At 73.8% G+C, this 15,812-nt stretch carries 13 protein-coding genes; 10 read left to right on the top strand and 3 right to left on the bottom strand.

Annotated elements, in window-relative coordinates:
• Positions 1-4: 4 nt before the first annotated feature.
• The 9 genes from ACFYVJ_RS27870 to ACFYVJ_RS27830 all read left to right on the top strand — a co-directional run bounded on the left by ACFYVJ_RS27870 (position 5) and on the right by ACFYVJ_RS27830 (position 9,854).
• The gene (locus tag ACFYVJ_RS27870; protein WP_388896931.1) at positions 5-664 is read left to right on the top strand and encodes an RraA family protein; all 660 of its coding nucleotides are present in this window, start codon (positions 5-7) and stop codon (positions 662-664) included.
• Complete coding sequence (locus ACFYVJ_RS27865) at positions 661-1,821, top strand: pyridoxal phosphate-dependent aminotransferase (protein WP_388896928.1); 1,161 nt, start codon at positions 661-663, stop codon at positions 1,819-1,821. Before ACFYVJ_RS27870 ends, ACFYVJ_RS27865 begins: the two co-directional genes overlap by 4 nt.
• Positions 1,822-1,933: 112 nt before the next feature.
• Entirely contained in the window at positions 1,934-2,551 is a 618-nt protein-coding gene (locus tag ACFYVJ_RS27860) for a TetR/AcrR family transcriptional regulator (protein WP_388896926.1), read from the top strand.
• A gap of 178 nt (positions 2,552-2,729) precedes the next feature.
• Positions 2,730-3,554, top strand: a complete 825-nt coding sequence (locus tag ACFYVJ_RS27855; RefSeq protein ID WP_388896924.1) for an alpha/beta fold hydrolase — start codon at positions 2,730-2,732, stop codon at positions 3,552-3,554.
• Positions 3,547-4,659, top strand: coding sequence for a DUF3500 domain-containing protein (locus tag ACFYVJ_RS27850; RefSeq protein ID WP_388896921.1), 1,113 nt, complete (start codon positions 3,547-3,549; stop codon positions 4,657-4,659). Before ACFYVJ_RS27855 ends, ACFYVJ_RS27850 begins: the two co-directional genes overlap by 8 nt.
• 49 nt (positions 4,660-4,708) lie before the next feature.
• Positions 4,709-6,520, top strand: a complete 1,812-nt coding sequence (locus ACFYVJ_RS27845; RefSeq protein WP_388896919.1) for a gamma-glutamyltransferase family protein — start codon at positions 4,709-4,711, stop codon at positions 6,518-6,520.
• Entirely contained in the window at positions 6,517-7,254 is a 738-nt protein-coding gene (locus tag ACFYVJ_RS27840; protein ID WP_388896916.1) for a YoaK family protein, read from the top strand. The genes ACFYVJ_RS27845 and ACFYVJ_RS27840 overlap by 4 nt, the downstream gene beginning before the upstream one ends.
• 33 nt (positions 7,255-7,287) lie before the next feature.
• Positions 7,288-8,685, top strand: a complete 1,398-nt coding sequence (locus ACFYVJ_RS27835; protein WP_388896913.1) for an MFS transporter — start codon at positions 7,288-7,290, stop codon at positions 8,683-8,685.
• A complete protein-coding gene (locus tag ACFYVJ_RS27830; protein WP_388896911.1) occupies positions 8,682-9,854 on the top strand; it encodes an FAD-dependent monooxygenase in 1,173 nt (390 codons plus the stop codon). The genes ACFYVJ_RS27835 and ACFYVJ_RS27830 overlap by 4 nt, the downstream gene beginning before the upstream one ends.
• Positions 9,855-10,000: 146 nt before the next feature.
• Here ACFYVJ_RS27830 and ACFYVJ_RS27825 read toward each other — a convergent pair whose 3' ends face one another.
• Complete coding sequence (locus ACFYVJ_RS27825) at positions 10,001-13,237, bottom strand: family 78 glycoside hydrolase catalytic domain (RefSeq protein WP_388896908.1); 3,237 nt, start codon at positions 13,235-13,237, stop codon at positions 10,001-10,003.
• A 437-nt stretch (positions 13,238-13,674) separates the two neighbouring features.
• Here ACFYVJ_RS27825 and ACFYVJ_RS27820 point away from each other — a divergent pair, with 437 nt between their 5' ends.
• Positions 13,675-14,775, top strand: a complete 1,101-nt coding sequence (locus ACFYVJ_RS27820; RefSeq protein ID WP_388896906.1) for a M23 family peptidase — start codon at positions 13,675-13,677, stop codon at positions 14,773-14,775.
• A gap of 86 nt (positions 14,776-14,861) precedes the next feature.
• Here ACFYVJ_RS27820 and ACFYVJ_RS27815 read toward each other — a convergent pair whose 3' ends face one another.
• Both ACFYVJ_RS27815 and ACFYVJ_RS27810 read right to left on the bottom strand, forming a co-directional pair.
• Positions 14,862-15,419 carry a DapH/DapD/GlmU-related protein gene (locus ACFYVJ_RS27815; RefSeq protein ID WP_388896903.1) on the bottom strand — a complete coding sequence of 186 codons (558 nt, stop codon included), beginning with the start codon at positions 15,417-15,419 and terminating at the stop codon, positions 14,862-14,864.
• Positions 15,419-15,616, bottom strand: a complete 198-nt coding sequence (locus ACFYVJ_RS27810) for a hypothetical protein (RefSeq protein WP_388896900.1) — start codon at positions 15,614-15,616, stop codon at positions 15,419-15,421. The genes ACFYVJ_RS27815 and ACFYVJ_RS27810 overlap by 1 nt, the downstream gene beginning before the upstream one ends.
• Between the last annotated feature and the right edge of the window lie 196 nt (positions 15,617-15,812).

Raw genomic sequence — 15,812 nt, 5'->3', positions numbered from 1 at the left:
CATCGTGTTCATTGCCGCGGCGGCGGACAGCGTGTCCGTCACTCCGGGCTGGGACCGCGTGGCGGCGGGGGAAACCCGCCGGCTGGGGGAGGTACCGGCCGCCAACGTCGGCGACGCGCTGGAGCGGATGACCGTCGTGGACGGCGGCATCCGGCTCGTCACCGAGCGCGCCACGCTGCTGGGCAACGCGCTCACCGTCGACGTGCGGTCCGGCGACAACCTCGCCGTCCACCGGGCGCTCGACGAGGCCCGGCCGGGCGACGTCCTGGTCGTCAACGGGCACGGGGACACGACCCGCGCGCTGATCGGCGACCTCATCGGCGAGATCATGGTCAACGCCGGGCTCGCCGGCGCGGTGGTCGACGGCGCGGTGCGCGACGTCCAGGCGCTGTCCGCGATGGGCCTGACGGTCTACGCGCGGGCCGTCACTCCCGCGGGTCCGTTCAAGGAGGGCCCCGGCACGGTCGGCGCCCCGGTGGCGGTCGGCGGCGTGGTCGTGGCGGCGGGCGACGTGCTCGTCGGCGACGCCGACGGCGTCGTCGTCGTACCTCGGCGCCGTGCGCGGGAGGTCGCGGGCGCGGTCGACGGGATCGTGGCGAAGGAGGAGGCGCTGCGCCGCCGCATCCTCGCCGCCCGCCCCGGCGACGAGGCTGCGACCCGGTGACCGCCGTGCCGCCCGCCGCGGCACCCGCCTTCCGGATCGCGGAGCTGCGCCGCCTCTCGCGGCGCCCGGCTCTCGCCCCGGCCCCACCCGGGACCGTCTCGCTGGCCATGGGCGAGCCGGACCACCCGACGCCACCGCCGGTGATCGCCGCCGCGGTGACCGCCCTGCGCCGGGGGCACACCCACTACGCCGACCAGCGCGGAATCCGGGAGCTGCGCGCCGCGCTCGCGGCGCGCCTGCCGGCCCGCCCCGGCCGGGCCTGGACCGCGGACGACGTCGTGGTCACCCACGGCGCGACCGCCGCGCTGGCGGCAGTGGTGCTGGCGACGGTCGACCCCGGCGACCGCGTGGTGATCCCGGAGCCCGCCTACTCGCTCTACGCCGACCTGGTCGTCCTCGCCGGGGGCACCGTGGACCACGTCCCGCTCGCCCCCGACCTGCACTGGGACCTCGACGCGCTGGCCGCCGCGCTCCCCGGCGCGGCCATGATGATCTTCTCGAACCCGGCGAACCCCACGGGCATCGTCCACCGCAGGCAGGAGCTGGAGGCCCTCGGCGAGCTGCTGGACGGCTCCGGCACCCTCGTCGTCAGCGACGAGGCGTACCACCGGCTGACCTACCCGGGGCACGAGCCGACATCGGCGCTGGAGATCGACTCGCTGCGGGACCGGACCGTGTACGTGCAGACCTTCTCCAAGACGTACGCGATGACCGGCTGGCGGGTGGGGTACCTGACCGGGCCGCGCGCGGTGGTGGACGCGGCGGCCCACGTGCACCGGAGCCTGAACGGCTCGCTGAACACCGCCGTCCAGTACGCGGCCCTGGCGGCCCTGGAACTGCCGGACGAGGTCGTGGCGGCCATGGTCGACGGGTACCGGCGGCGGCGCGAGCTGGCGGTCGCGCGCCTGTCCGGCGTGCCCGGCCTGCAACTGGTGCCGCCGGAGGGCGCGTTCTACGGATTCCTCCGGTACGGCACCGGCGTGCCCTCCGAGGACGTCGCCCGCGAGCTGGCCGGGCAGGGGGTGCTGGTGCGGGCCGGCGCGGAGTACGGGCCGTCGGGCGAGGGGCACGTCCGGATCTCGTTCGCGACCGCCGAGGACGACCTGTGGACCGGGCTGGAACGCATCGTCCGCTACTTCGGCGCCGCGGGGCCGTGACGTCGCCGGTGCGGGTGCCGGTGGAGGCGCGCCCGCCGCGTACGGGCGCGCGGCCGGCCCGTAACCCGGGGCGCTACCCTGTGCCTGCACGTCGATGAGGCGGAGGAGCCGCGTGGCCGACCAGCAGGCCGCCCCGGACGGGGGGCGCAAACTGCGCAGCGACACCCGCCGCAACCGCCGGCGCCTTCTGGAGGCCGTCGGCGAACTCGCCCGGGAGGCGCCCGACGGGCTCACCATGCAGGCGGTCGCGTCGCGCGCGGAGATCGGCCCTGCCACCGCATACCGCTACTACTCCTCGATGGACGACGTGCTCGCGGCCTACGTGCTCAGCGTCGTCGAGGAGCTGCGCGACTTCAGCACGGCGTCGGCCGCGCAGGGCCGGCCGCTGTTCGACGCCGTCGTGGACAAGTGGGTGGACCTGCTCGCGGAGCACGGCCCGGCGCTGGTGCAGCTCCGCTCCCGGCGGGGTTTCCTGGAGCGGCTGCACGGCGGGAACGAGATCATCGTCGCCACCCGGGACGCCTGGAGCGGACCCGTGCGCGGGCTGATGGACGACATCGGCGTCCCGGACGACATGCTCGAATACGCCCTGTTCCTCAGCAACGTGATCTTCGACCCGCGGGAGGTCCGGGACCTGCTGCGGGAGACGGGGCTCTCCCGCCGCGAGGTCATCACGCGGCTGACCGAGGCGTACCGCGGTGCGCTGCGCGGGTGGGCGCGGGCCGGCTGACCGGCCGCCCCCTCCCCTACCGCGGTAGCACCTCACTTTCACCCCCCGGGTATGACGCCCGGCGCACAGCCGTGCCCGCACACTCCCTCGTGCCGGGCGGAAATCCCTTCGCGTGAAGTGATAGACGCATCTCAAATCGTAGGTATATCTTACGACTGCATCGACAAGGAGGTCAGCGGTGGCAACGCACCAGGCAGGGCAGGAGCAGGAACCCGCGGAACCGGCCAGTGCGACCGTGCGAGCGGGCGGACTCGACGTCGGGGTCATCGACGGCGGCAGCGGCGTGCCGCTCGTCCTCGTGCACGGCGGCGAGAGCGACCGCACGCAGTTCGCCGTGCTCCGCGGCCGGCTCGGCGCGGGGATCCGGGCGATCTCGTACGACCAGCGGGACTCGGGTATCACCGTGAACCCGCCGGTCCCGTACGCGCTCGAAGACCTCGCCGACGACCTCGCCGCCCTGCTCGACGCGCTGGAGCTGCCGCGGGCGCACCTGCTGGGCACCTCCTTCGGCGGCGCGGTCGCGCAGCACGCCGCGCTCCGGCACCCCGGCCGCGTCGCGTCCCTCGTCCTGGTGGCCACCACGCCGAGCTTCGCGATGGGCGGCGCGGCGATCGACGAGCTGCTGCGGATGTCGCCCGGCGACCGGCAGCACGCCGCCGCCGACTTCTTCTTCAGCCCCGCGGGCCGGGCCGGGCTGCCGGCCGCGGCCGGCCGGACGCTCACCGTCCGTACGCCCGGGCAGCGCGCCCGCCGCCACGACGTCGCCCGGCAGCACGAAGTACGCGACCGGCTCGGCGAGATCACCGCGCCCACGCTGATCGTGCACGGCACGGCGGACCGGCTGGCGCCGTACGCCGGCGCCGTGCTGATGGCGCAGCGGATGCCGCACGCCGAGCTGTGCGCGATCGAGGACGGGCGGCACGGGATCGCGGTGGAGTTCGCGGACACGATCGCCCTTCGGGTACGCGACTTCCTCGGCGTGGCCGGCGGCAGCCGTGGCTGACGGCAGCCGCGAGGTCGCGGCCCGGATGGCCGAGGCGGCCCTGGCGTGGCTCGACTCCCTCGACCCGGACCAGCGCCGGGCCGCGGTCGGGCCGCCGCCGGCGGCCGGCGGCGGCGCCGACGCCGAACGGACCCGCTGGTTCTACACCCCCACCGACCACGGCGGCCTGACCTTCCACCAGCAGCGCCCCGCCCAGCACCGGCTCGTGATGCGGCTGGTCGCCAGCGGCCTGTCGGAAGCCGGGTACACCACCGTCGCCACCGTGCTCGGCCTGGAGAACGTGCTCGACCGCGTCGAGGGCTTCGCGATCGACTGGGGCCGGGAGCGCACCCGCGATCCCGCCATGTACTACCTGCGGGTGTTCGGCGAGCCCGGCGGGGCGCAGCCGTGGGGCTGGCGGTTCGGCGGCCACCACGTCTCGCTCAACAACCTCGTCGTGGACGGGCGCGTCGCCGCCGCCACCCCGTGCTTCCTGGGCGCCGACCCCGCCGTGTCCCCGCTGCTGGGCGGCGCGGCACTGCGCCCGCTGGGGGCGGCCGAGGACCTGGCCCGCGAGCTGGTACGTTCCCTGCGCCCCGGCGCCGCCGCCCGCGCCGTACTGCTGCCGCGCGCCCCGCACGACGTGGTGGCGGGCAACAGCACCCGGGTCGACGGCCGCGAGCTGCGGCGCCGCGAACTCTGGCGCCCGGGGCCGCACGTCCCGGACCGCGCCGACCACCCGGTCACCGGGCTGGCCGGCACCGACCAGCGGGCGCTCGCCCTCACGCCGGCGCCCAAGGGCGTACCGGGTTCGGAACTCGACGCCGCACAGCGGGAGTTGCTGCGCGCCCTGCTCGGCACGTACCTCGACCGCGTCCCCGCAGGGGTGTCCCCGCTGGCCCGGTACGAGGATCCGGCGGCGCTCGACGCCGTCCACCTCGCCTGGGCCGGCTCCACCGCGGCGGGCGAACCGCACTACTACCGCCTTCAGGGCCCGCGGCTGCTCGTCGAGTGGACCAACATCCACCGCGGGGTCAACCACGCCCACGCCGTGTGGCGGGACCCGGTGGCCGACTTCGGCGGCGACGTGCTCGCCGCCCACCACGCCACGCACCACGCGCCGTAGGCACGCGCCGCACGGCCACCGCGTACGAGACGAACGGAATGTGACAGACATGGCCGGTCAGCGACCGTCACCGACCGACGCACCCCCGCACACCACGCGCCCCACGCTGCGCGGCTCCTTCGGCATGTGCGCCTCGACGCACTGGCTGGCCTCCGCGACGGCCCAGTCCGTGCTGGAGCGCGGCGGCAACGCCTTCGACGCGGCCACGGCCGGCGCCTTCGTCCTGCACGTCGCCGAACCGCACCTCAACGGCCCGGGCGGCGACCTCGTCGCGGTACTCGCCACCGCGGCGGATCCCGCGCCCCGGGTGCTCGCGGGGCAGGGGCACGCCCCGCGGGGAGCCACGATCGCGCACTTCCGGGCCGAGGGCCTCGACCACGTGCCGGGCGCCGGCGCGCTCGCCGCGGCCGTTCCGGGCGCGGTCGACTCCTGGCTGTGGCTGCTCGCCGAGTTCGGCACCTGGGAGCTCGCGGACGTGCTGGCGTACGCCGTCGGCTACGCGGAGCGCGGCGTTCCCGCCGTGCCCCAACTGGCGGGCGTCCTGGCGACGGTCGAGGACCTCTTCCGTACGCACTGGCCGACCTCGTACGCCCAGTGGATGCCGCGGGGGCGCGCCCCCGGCCCGTACGAGACCCTCGTCAACCCCGCCTACGCCCGCACCCTGCGCCGGCTCTGCGCCGAGGGTGCCGGCGCGAGCAGGGCCGCGCGCATCGGCGCCGCGCGGGACGCCTGGCGCACCGGGTTCGTGGCCGCCGCGCTGGCCCGGTCCGCGGCCGTGCCGCACCGGCACTCCTCGGGCCGCGACCACGCCGGGGTGCTCACCGCCGCCGACCTCGCCGACTTCCGGCCGTCGCTGGAGCCCGCGGTCACCGCGGAGTTCCGCGGCGTCACCGTGGCGAAGGCCGGGCTGTGGTCCCAGGGCCCCGTGCTGCTGCAAGTCCTCGCCATGCTCGACCACTTCGGCGACGACCGGATCGACCCGTCGACAGCCGCGGGCGTCCACACCCTCGCCGAGGCGCTGAAGCTGGCGATGGCCGACCGCGAGGCGTACTACGGCCACCTGGACCCGGCGGACGCCGAGACCGTCCTGCGCCGGCTGCTCTCGCCCGCGTACGCCCGCGAGCGCGCCGCGCAGATCGGCGCCGCCGCGTCGGCCGCGCTGCGGCCCGGCGACATCGGCGTCGCGCCGTACACGCCGCCGCTGGTCACCGAGCAGCACGCCGTACGGGCCGAAGGCGTGGGCGAACCCACCGTGCAGCAGACCGGGGACACCCGCGGCGACACCTGCCATATCGACGTCGTGGACCGCTGGGGGAACATCATCTCCGCCACCCCGTCCGGCGGCTGGCTCCAGTCCTCCCCCGCCGTGCCGGAACTCGGCTTCGCCCTGGGCACCCGGCTGCAGATGACCTGGCTCGATCCGGCGGCCCCCGCCCGCCTGGCGCCGGGGCGGCGGCCCCGCACCACCCTGAGCCCGACCCTGCTGCTGCGCGGCGGCCGGCCGGTGGCCGCGCTGGGCACACCGGGGGGCGACCAGCAGGACCAGTGGCAACTGCTCTATCTGGTACGCACCCTGGCCCTCGGTCTCACGCCGCAGGAGGCGATCGACGCGCCCGCGTTCCACACCACCGCGGTGCCGAGTTCGTTCTGGCCGCGTACCTGGACGCCCGCCGGGCTGGTGATCGAGGAGCGGGCGGGGGAGGCGATCGCCGGCGAACTGCGCGCCCGCGGGCACGACGTGACGGTCTCGGGGCCGTGGAGCCAGGGCCGCCTGTCCGTCGTCACGCGCGACCCGGACAGCGGCCTCCTCCAGGCGGCCGCGAACCCGCGCGGCGCCCAGGGTTACGCGACCGGGCGATGAGCGGCACCGCGGCCCGCGGCCGGCCGGTCGGTCCGCCGGCGCTGATGCTCGCCCTCACCTTCGCGACGGGCGTGGTCGACGCCGTCGGCTACCTGCACCTGGACCAGGTGTTCGCGGGCAACATGACCGGCAACGTCGTCATCCTCGGGATGGCGGCCGCGGGCGGAACGGGGCTGCCGGTCCTCGGCCCTGCCCTGGCGCTCGCCCTCTTCCTCGCCGGCGCCGCCGTCGCCGGACGGCTGCTGCGCACCGCCGCCGCGGGCTGGAGCCGCCGGTGCACGGTGCTGCTGACCGGCGTCGGACTGGCCCTGGCCGCCGCGGCGTCCGGCCTGGCCGCGGGCGGGGCGGGCACGCCCGGCGCCCGCGCGCTGACAGCGTCGGGGCTCGCGCTGGCCATGGGGGCGCAGGCGGCGACCGCCCGGCACCTGGCGGTCAAGGACGTCACCACGGTGGTCGTCACCTCCACGCTGACCGGCCTCGCGGCGGACTCCCGGCTGGGCGCGGCCCGCGGGCAGGGGGCGCTGCGGCGGAGCGCCGCCGTCGCGCTCCTGGCCGCCGGGGCGGTCGCCGGCGCCGCGCTATGCCGGGTGCACGCGGGCCTCGCGGTGGCGGCGGCGGCGTGCGTCGCGCTGGCGGTGGCCGGCCTCGGCCACGCCGCCGCGCGGTCCGCCGGCGCACCCCCGCGCGGGGCGGCGGCGCGCCCCCGTACGGCCGCAGCCTCACCGGCTCCGTAGCCCCCCGAACTCCTCGGCTCGGAAAGGACGCTCATGACCTCAACCCTGGCTCCCCCTGTCCCCATCGGAAAGGCCGCCGTCGGGGCCCTCGGCATGCTGGCCGTCGCCACCGGCGCCCTGGAGTCGGTGGTGACGCCGACGCTCCCGCTCCTCCAACGCGAGCTGCACCTGAGCCCCGCGGAAGGCGCGCTGCTCAGCGTCGCGCTCCTCATCACCGGCGCGCTCACCACCCCGATCGCCGGCAAGTTCGGCGACCGCTACGGCGGGAAGCGGGTCCTGATCCGGCTGATGGCGGTGGTCTCGGTGGGCGGCCTGATATCCGCCGTGGCGCCGAACCTGCCGGTGCTGCTGCTCGGCCAGGTGCTCCAGGGCGCGATGGTCGGCGCGCTGCCGCTGTCGTTCATCGTGGTACGCGCCCACCTGCCCGCCGGCGAGTCGAAGGTGGCCATCGGGGTCGTCAGCGGGCTGTTCGTCGGGGGCGGGATGGCGGGCACGCTGGCGGCCGGGCCGGTGGCGGAAGAGCTGTCCCGGCACTGGATGTTCGCGCTGCCGACCTTCGCGGTCATCGGGTCGACGCTGCTGGTGCACAGGCTGATGCCGGCCGACGCGCCCGGCCGGTCCGGCGGGGGCGGGATCGACTGGCCGGGCCTGCTGCTGCTGAGCGGCGCGCTGGGCACGCTCATGGCCATCCTCGCCAAGGTCCCGGAACTCCGCTCGCGGCCCCTCGTACTCGCCGCGCTCATCGCGGCACTGGCCGCCTTCACGATCGGGTGGACGGCCGTCGAGCGCCGCGCGTCCGCGCCGATGATCGACCTGCGGATGCTGGCGCGCCCGGAGATCTGGAAGGCGTGCGTGCTGACGTTCCTGATCTGCGTCGGGACCTCGGTGCCGGTCTTCCTCGTACCGCAGTTGCTCGCGCTGCCGAAGGAGGCGTACGGGTTCGGGGCCGGCGCCACCGCGATCGGATTCCTCCTGCTGCCGGGCGCCGTGGCCGCGTCGCTGGCCGGGCCGCTCGGCGGAATCGGGACGCGGCGGTTCGGCTCGCGCGCGGTGGTCGGCACCGGGGCCGTCATGCTCGCCTTCTCGCTGTTCGCCCTGGCGGCCGTGCACGGCGAGGTCTGGCACGTCGTCGCCGGCAAGACGCTGATCGCCCTCGCCAACGGCCTGTGCGTCACGGCGATGATGACCAGCACCGCCACGTCCGTCGAGCAGCGCGACACCGGCATCGCCAGCAGCCTGATCCTGGTGACGCGCGTGGTCGGCTTCGCCGTGGGCGCGCAGCTCGGCGGCGCCCTCCTCACCGCCGGGACGCCCGCGGGCGGGCAGATCCCGGCCGAGTCCTCCTTCGTCACCGGCTTCGTCATAGCCGGCGCCGTCACCGCGCTGTCCCTGCTGGTCACGCGCACCATGAGCAAAGGAGCCAAGGAATGAGCACGGCACCCACCCGCGTCCTGATCTCCGGTGCCAGCATCGCGGGGCCCGTCCTCGCGTACTGGCTGAACCGCCGCGGATACGCGGTCACGGTGGTGGAGAAGGCGGGCACGCTCCGCAGCGGCGGCTACCCCGTCGACGTACGCGGCACCGCCCTGGAGGTCGTCCGCAGGATGGGCGTACTCCCCCGCCTGCGGGACGCCCACATCGACCTGCGCCGGCTGACGTTCCTCGCCGCCGACGGCAGCGAGGTGGCCGCGGTCCACCCGCACGCGGTCACCGGCGGCGTCGCGGGCCACGACCTGGAGGTACGGCGCGGGGACCTCACCGACGCCCTGTACGCGGCGGTCCGCGACGACGTGGAGTTCGTCTTCGGCGACTCGGTCGACACCCTGGAGCAGAGCGGCCGCGGGGTCGACGTCGTTTTCCGCGGGGGCGGGAGGCGTACGTACGACATGGTGTTCGGCGCGGACGGGATGCACTCGCACACCCGGAAGCTGCTCTTCGGCCCCGAGGAGCAGTTCCACCGCTACCTCGGCTACTGCTTCGCCGTCTTCACCGTGCCCAACGCCTTCGGGCTCGCCTACGAGACCGTCATGTGGAACACCCCCGGCAGAGCCGCGGCGCTCTACGCCACGGGCCCCGACGACGACGTGCACGCCTTCCTGACCTTCGCCCGCCCCACACCGCCGTTCGCCGCCTTCCCGGACCCGCGGGCCCAACGGCACCTGGTGGCCGAGGTCTTCGCCGACGCGGGCTGGGAGGTGGCGGGGATGCTGACCGCGATGCGGGAGGCGGACGACGTGTTCTTCGACGCGGTCGCCCAGATCCGGATGCCCCGCTGGTCGCGGGGCAGAGCCGCCCTGCTCGGCGACGCCGCGTACGCCCCCTCGTTCCTCACCGGCCAGGGCACCAGCCTCGCGCTCGTCGGCGCGTACATGCTCGCCGCCTCGCTCGCCGACCGGGACCACACCGGGGGCTTCGCCGCGTACGAACACGCCACCCGCGACTTCGTCACCCGGAACCAGAACCTGGTCGGCGAAGGCGGCGCGACCCTCTTCCCGACCACCCAGGAGGCCCTCGACGCCCGCAACACCAGGCTCCGCACCCTCACCACCCTCCCGGCCCCGCAGCCCCGCCCGGCCCACACGGCCCTCACCCTCCCCTGAGACTCCGCCCGGTTCACGCGCCGTTGCCCGGGCGGAAAAGCCCCGGTCGCCCCCGTAGGCGACCGGGGCCCTCACCCCGCAGACGCCGAGCGCCGCGCGGGAGCCGGTCCGGGTCGCCGGCTTCCCCGCGGCAGCGCACGCCGGCTTCAGTTCTCCTTGCGGCAGACGCCCGTCAGGCGGTCGTCGTCGCGCACGCTCGCCGTCCACGAGGTGCTGAGGACGTGGCAGCCGGCGCCCACCTGCACGGTGATGCGGTCGCCGTCGCGTTCGCCCTCGACGGGCCGGCCGTCGACGTACACGACCGCTGCCTCGTGGCCCTCGGGCGCGAGCACGCCGACCGTCCCGGTGGTGTTGCCGGGCACGCTGACGCCGAGGTCCTGCCGGTCGCCGGACCGGTGGAAGGAGACCCCGATGGTGCCCTTGACGGTCGGCAGCGTGACGGAGCCGAAGCGCTGGTCGCCGGTCTGGGGCCGGACCCGGAAGGTCGCGTACCCCGGCGACGTCGGCTGGATGCCGTACATGTCGCGTGGGATGACGTACGCGGGGGCCGTCGCCCATGGGTGCGACCAGGTCATGTTGCCCTTCTGGCCGGGGTCCCAGGCTTCGCCGGTGGCGCCGGCGCCGATGTCGAGCATGTGCAGCCAGCCGTTCGTGCCGGAGGAGGTCAGCAGGTCGAGCGCCTCCTGACCGCGGTCCGCGTCGTAGAGGGCCTGGAGCAGGAACCCGGAGCAGTAGACGCTGCAGGCCATGCCCCGGGAGGCGATGTAGTCCGCGACGGCGCCGCGGCGGCCGGCGTCTTCGGGTACTCCGAAGGCGGCCGGGAACACGCTCGCGTGCACGGCACGGTGGCCGGTCGGGACGCCGTCCTTGTCCAGCCCGTCGTCGTAGGCGCCCTGCTCCGGGTCGTAGAACCTGGTGTTGAGGGCGTCGCGGATCGTCCGGGCCTTCGCCCGGAAGTCCTCGGCGTCCTGGTCGTGGCCGAGTTCTCCGGCGATGGTCTCCATCTGCCGGTAGTTGCTGTAGGCGAGGGCGTTGAGGACGGTGTTCTGGTCGGTGAACCGGTAGCCGTCGCGCTGGCTGTCGGGCCAGTCGACGATGGCGTCGCGCTGGACGATGGTGCCGGTGACGGGGTCGTAGTCCTCGTCGAGCAGTTTGGGCCTGAGCGTGTCGTAGGCGCGCTCGATCTGGTCGGTGGAGCCGGTGCGCTGCCAGGTGTCGTACACGGCGCTGATCACGTACATCGGCCACTCGGTGGGCCAGGTGCGGTTCTCCTCGAAGTAGTCCATGGAGTACTGGCTGAGCGTCGGGTCCTCGGTGAGGTGGAGGTTGGACAGCAACTGGATGTAGGCGTCGGCCTCGTAGTTGGTGCGCTCGCGGGTCCAGGAGTCGGTGAAGAAGTTCTGGTTGGCGGTCTCGATGGTGTCCTTGGTGAACTGCCAGACCTTGACGAGGTCGGGGTCGGAGGAGGTCAGCCGGGCCGCGTCGCGGTCGAAGGGGTAGACCAGGGCGAGCGCGCTCAGGTTGTCCTTCGTGACGGGGACGGGCGAGTCGACGATGTTCAGGTAGCGGAAGACGCGCATGCCCCAGGTGCCGGCGGTCTGCCGGCCGTCGCGGAGGGTGAGGACGTCCTCGTACGTGTTGCCGGTACGCATCCGGTAGCGGGCGGTGTGCGGAGCCGACAGCTCCTCGCCGAACTGCAGCCGGACCTGCTGGTCCTGCCGGCCGTCCAGGGTGAGCCTGACGCCGCCCATCCAGGTGCGGCCGAAGTCGACGAAGTAGTCGCCGCCGCCGAGGTCGACGATCTTCGCGGGGGCGTGCGTCTGCTCCTCGACCTTCGCGAACGGTGTCGGGGCGAGGTTGCCGAACGGCTCCTTGACCTCGGGGGCGCTCCAGCCGGGGCCGGTGAAGCCGGGCTTCCCGAACCCGTCCGGGAACGCGGCCATGTCGACGTCCTCCTGGGGCGCGTACCAGTAGTTCGTGCCGATGCTGTCCGCCGACGTCCAGATGCCGCTTCCGGACCTGGCCTGCCAGCCGGCTCCGGTGCCGAGGGTCTGGGTGGTGCCGTCGGTGTAGCGCACGATCACATGGGCCTGGAAGCGCTGGTCCTTCGTGGCGTACGCGATCGCGGAGAGCGTGTGCGGGCCGCGTGTGCGGAGCCGGTCGGTGAGGTCGAAGCCGTCGTAGCGGACCTCGTCGCCGGTCGGGCTCGTCGGGCCGAGCCCGACGAACTCCCCGTCCAGGTACATCTTGTACACGTACTGCTTGGCGCTGGAGTACGCGGAGCCGGTGGCGAAGACGGTCGCCCAGGCGACCTTCTTGCCATGCGCGAGCGAGAAGTCGTCGCGGAACAGCGCCCAGTCGTTGGCCCTGTTGACGTTGAGGCAGTCGACACCGGTCCCGAGGCTGAGCGCCCCGTTCTGGACGGTCCCGCACGGGAAGCCCGCCCCGGGTCCTTCGAAGTCGTTGCGGTACAGCTCGGTGCCGTCGCCGGTGCCGGTCAGGCCGGTGACGCGCACGTCGTCCACGACGCCCGTCTCGCTGCCGCCGTTGCGGAAGCCGATGACGCCCTCGGGGTAGGCGGTGTCGGTGCGGCGGTCCACGACGCGGCCGTCGAGGGAGGTGGTGAGGGTGGAGCCGACGGCTTCGATGCTGACCCGGTGCTCGGTGCCGGTCTTCAGCTCGGTCCCGAGCGGTACGGGGTCGCCGACCTGGAATCGGCCATCGGTCTGGATGTGCGGCACAAGGGTGTTGGGGTTGGCCGCGCCGGCCGCCCGGAACTGCCACATGTAGCCGTTCTTCGGGTCCGGCGACCGGAAGCGGACGCCGAGGGCGGTGCGGGTGACCGTGAGCGTCAGGTCGACGCGGTAGTCGGTCCACTTCTCCTCGGCCGGCCGGCGGGGCCACACAGGCGCCGAATCGCCCCAGTCGGCGCCGGGACCGGTGCCGAACGATGCGTACTCCGACCACCGAGAGGGCCGGCGGTCCTCGTCCCAGACCTGCACGCGCCACCGGTACCGCTCGCCCGTACGGAGCGCGGGACCGGCGTAGCGTACGGCGGACGACCGCGCCGACTCGACCTTGCCGGACGCCCACACCGGGCGGTCCGCGCCGAGGCGCGTCACCTCGACCTTGTACGCGCCCTGCCGGCGCAGCGCGGACTGCCAGCCGAACTCGACCGTCCCGGCGGCGTCCACGTCCGCGGGGGCGGGCAGCGAGTTCGTCCGCAGCCCGGTCGGCGCGGACGGCCGCTCGGGAGCACGGGACACCGCCTGCGCGTCCGTGGTCCCGGCGGCCGGAGCGGTGAGCGCGGCGACCGAGGCGAGCACCGCGGCCAGGACGGTGACGGCGCGCCAGGGCCCGGGTCTCCTTCTCCGAAGTCTCATACGTGCTCCATCGCTAGATTGAAACGTTTCAATTCATGGATGTAGCGGAACCGTATTTCGCTAGAAATGGCCCGTCAATACGTGGTGACACGATTCATGGATTGTGACGAAGCCCGCCCGGGCCCGCCTCCCTCGGCGACGTCGCAGGGCAACGGGGCCGTGGCGTATCGGGTGTGGGCCACACCTCGTACAGCAGCGGGACGCACGTCACGAGCAGGCCGACGACGCTTCATGTCTCCGCGCCGGCCCTGTGGCGCAGGACGGCACGTCTCCCCCACCGCCGGCGACTTCGCCGAATGTGACGCAAGGATGACATTGAATCCCCGATCTGCACATTCCCTGATTTCGGCGCCTCGCAGAGCGTGACCGCGTTGTGCCAAAATCCCGCTGACCTGTTCACCCGACAGGACCTCGCGTACGGGAATGGGGTACCACCCATGCTCTCCAAGCTGTCCGTGAGAACCACCCTCGCCGCTCTCGCCGTCACCGGGCTGCTCGCCACCGCGCCCTCGGCGGTGGCCACCTCCCCGGGAACGGCAGAAAGACCCCTCGCGACACCCGCGTCCACCGCCTCGCCGTCCACCGGTGTCACCGTGAAGATGCCGGACAAGGTTGCCGACCGCCTCGGCACCGGCCGCAAAGCGCTGATCGACGCGGTCTCCGCCGATGCCCTCTCCCGTTCCCACGACGCCAAGGGACTCGCCCCGGCGAAGGCCGTCAGGAAACTCGCCGCCGAGGGCCGCAAGGTGGTCGTCGACGTCCGCACCGTCTCGCCCGGATGGGCCCGCGGTGTGGCGTACGTCGAAGCCTCGCGCAAGGCGCACGGCCAGCCGGAGGGCTGGCTCTACATCGCCCACCGCGAGAACGGCCGCTGGATCGCCGGCCTCGAAGGCGACCGCGAGTTCACCGAGCACGTAGCGGCCTCGCCGCTGGTCGGCAAGGCCGAGCGGAAAGCCATGACGGACTACGCGCAGCGCAAGGTGACCCCGGACAAGAAGGCGTCACCGGCGAGGGCCGCGGCCAACACCGGCGGGCTGCTGCTGCCGTGGATGCCCGACTACTACATGACCGTGACCGGCGGTCCCCACTCCCACACCGGCGGGACCGGCTACTGGAGCAGCCTCGACTTCGCCGGCGGCAACGCCAGCGGGCGGGTCCGATCGTCCCGTGAAGGCACGGCGACCTCGATGTGCGGTGCCGGCGGCGGCTGGACCAGGGTGATCCACCCCGGCGGCTTCTCGACGGACTACTACCACATGTGGAACACGACCTACTACAACGGGACATCGATCGGCAGCAGCGCCCTGCTCGGCACCATCGGCACCGACGTCTGCGCCGGCGGTTCGGCGACGGGCGCGCACGTGCACTGGAGCCTGCGCACGTACGACGCGAACCTCGTCGGCCAGTACACCTGGCTGAACGGCCGCACCATCGGCGGCTGGACGTGGTGGAACGGCTCCAGCCAGTACACCGGCTGCGGCGCCCGCCTCGGCTACTCCGGCTGCCCCGGCACGGCGATCTACAACCGGACCAGTTGACGGCACCTCAGCAGCTCGCCCCTTGGAGCCCCGCCACGCCGCACGCGGCCGACAAGGCTCCAAGGGCCGCGGACCTTGTCACGGCGTCACGCATCATCCGAGATCCACCGGCGGTGCACGGTTGCTTTGCCGCCGGTCACCAGGCTCGCCGGCGGAACGTCGTCGGCCACGACCGCGCCGGCGGCGACCACGGCGTCGCGGCCGATGGTGACGCCGGGCAGGATGGTGGCACCGGCACCGATCCACACGTTCTCCGCCACGTCGATGGGTGCGCCGGTGAGGTACAGCCGCCGCTCCCCGGGATCGACCGGGTGCCCGCTGGTGATGAACGTGACCTTCGGGCCGATCATCACGCGCCTGCCGATGCGGATGCCGGCGTAGTCCAGGAAGGTGCAGTTCTGGTTGATGAAGACGCGTTCCGCGAGGTCGAGGTTCAGGCCGTGGTCGGTGAAGAAGGGCGGATAGATCGTGACTCTCGGCGGCAGCGGCTTGCCGAGGATCCGCTCGAACAGTTCCGCCTTGCCCGCTTCGTCTTCGAAAGGCAGGACGTTCAGGCGGGAAGTGAGCGCGGTGACCCGCAGGACCCTCTCGGCCATGGCCTGGAACTCGGCACTGCGGATGCGCATGAGACGGTCGCCGGACATTAGTCGTCGCCGCTGGTGTTGCCGTTGCTGTCGCTACGCCGGCCGCCCGCGGAACTGCGTACCACGTTCCCGGCGGCGAGGGTCAGGGTCGCCGCGGCACGGACCCATCGGGGTCCTCCCCCACGTGCCGCCCACACCACGCATACGCAGCCCCCGAGTACGAGCGCCAGGACGACGAGCAGTATTGGAATGATCAAGGCTCTCTACCTCTGCGTTCAGTCCTTCATTCCTGCCGATCATCTCAGGCGGGGGCGGTCACGGAGACGGCCGATGGCTCCGCCCGGAAGCCATTGCTCGGCCGGGGTGCGCGTCAGGCAGGTGGCTGCGTACCTTCCCGGCCGTATCACCGGCCCTGCCCCCTGCCTGGGCCGAGGCAGGGGGCAGAGTCCGGCG

Source organism: Streptomyces sp. NPDC004134 (assembly GCF_042874195.1).
GTDB lineage: Bacteria > Actinomycetota > Actinomycetes > Streptomycetales > Streptomycetaceae > Streptomyces.
This window is presented reverse-complemented; position numbering and strand designations above follow the sequence as displayed.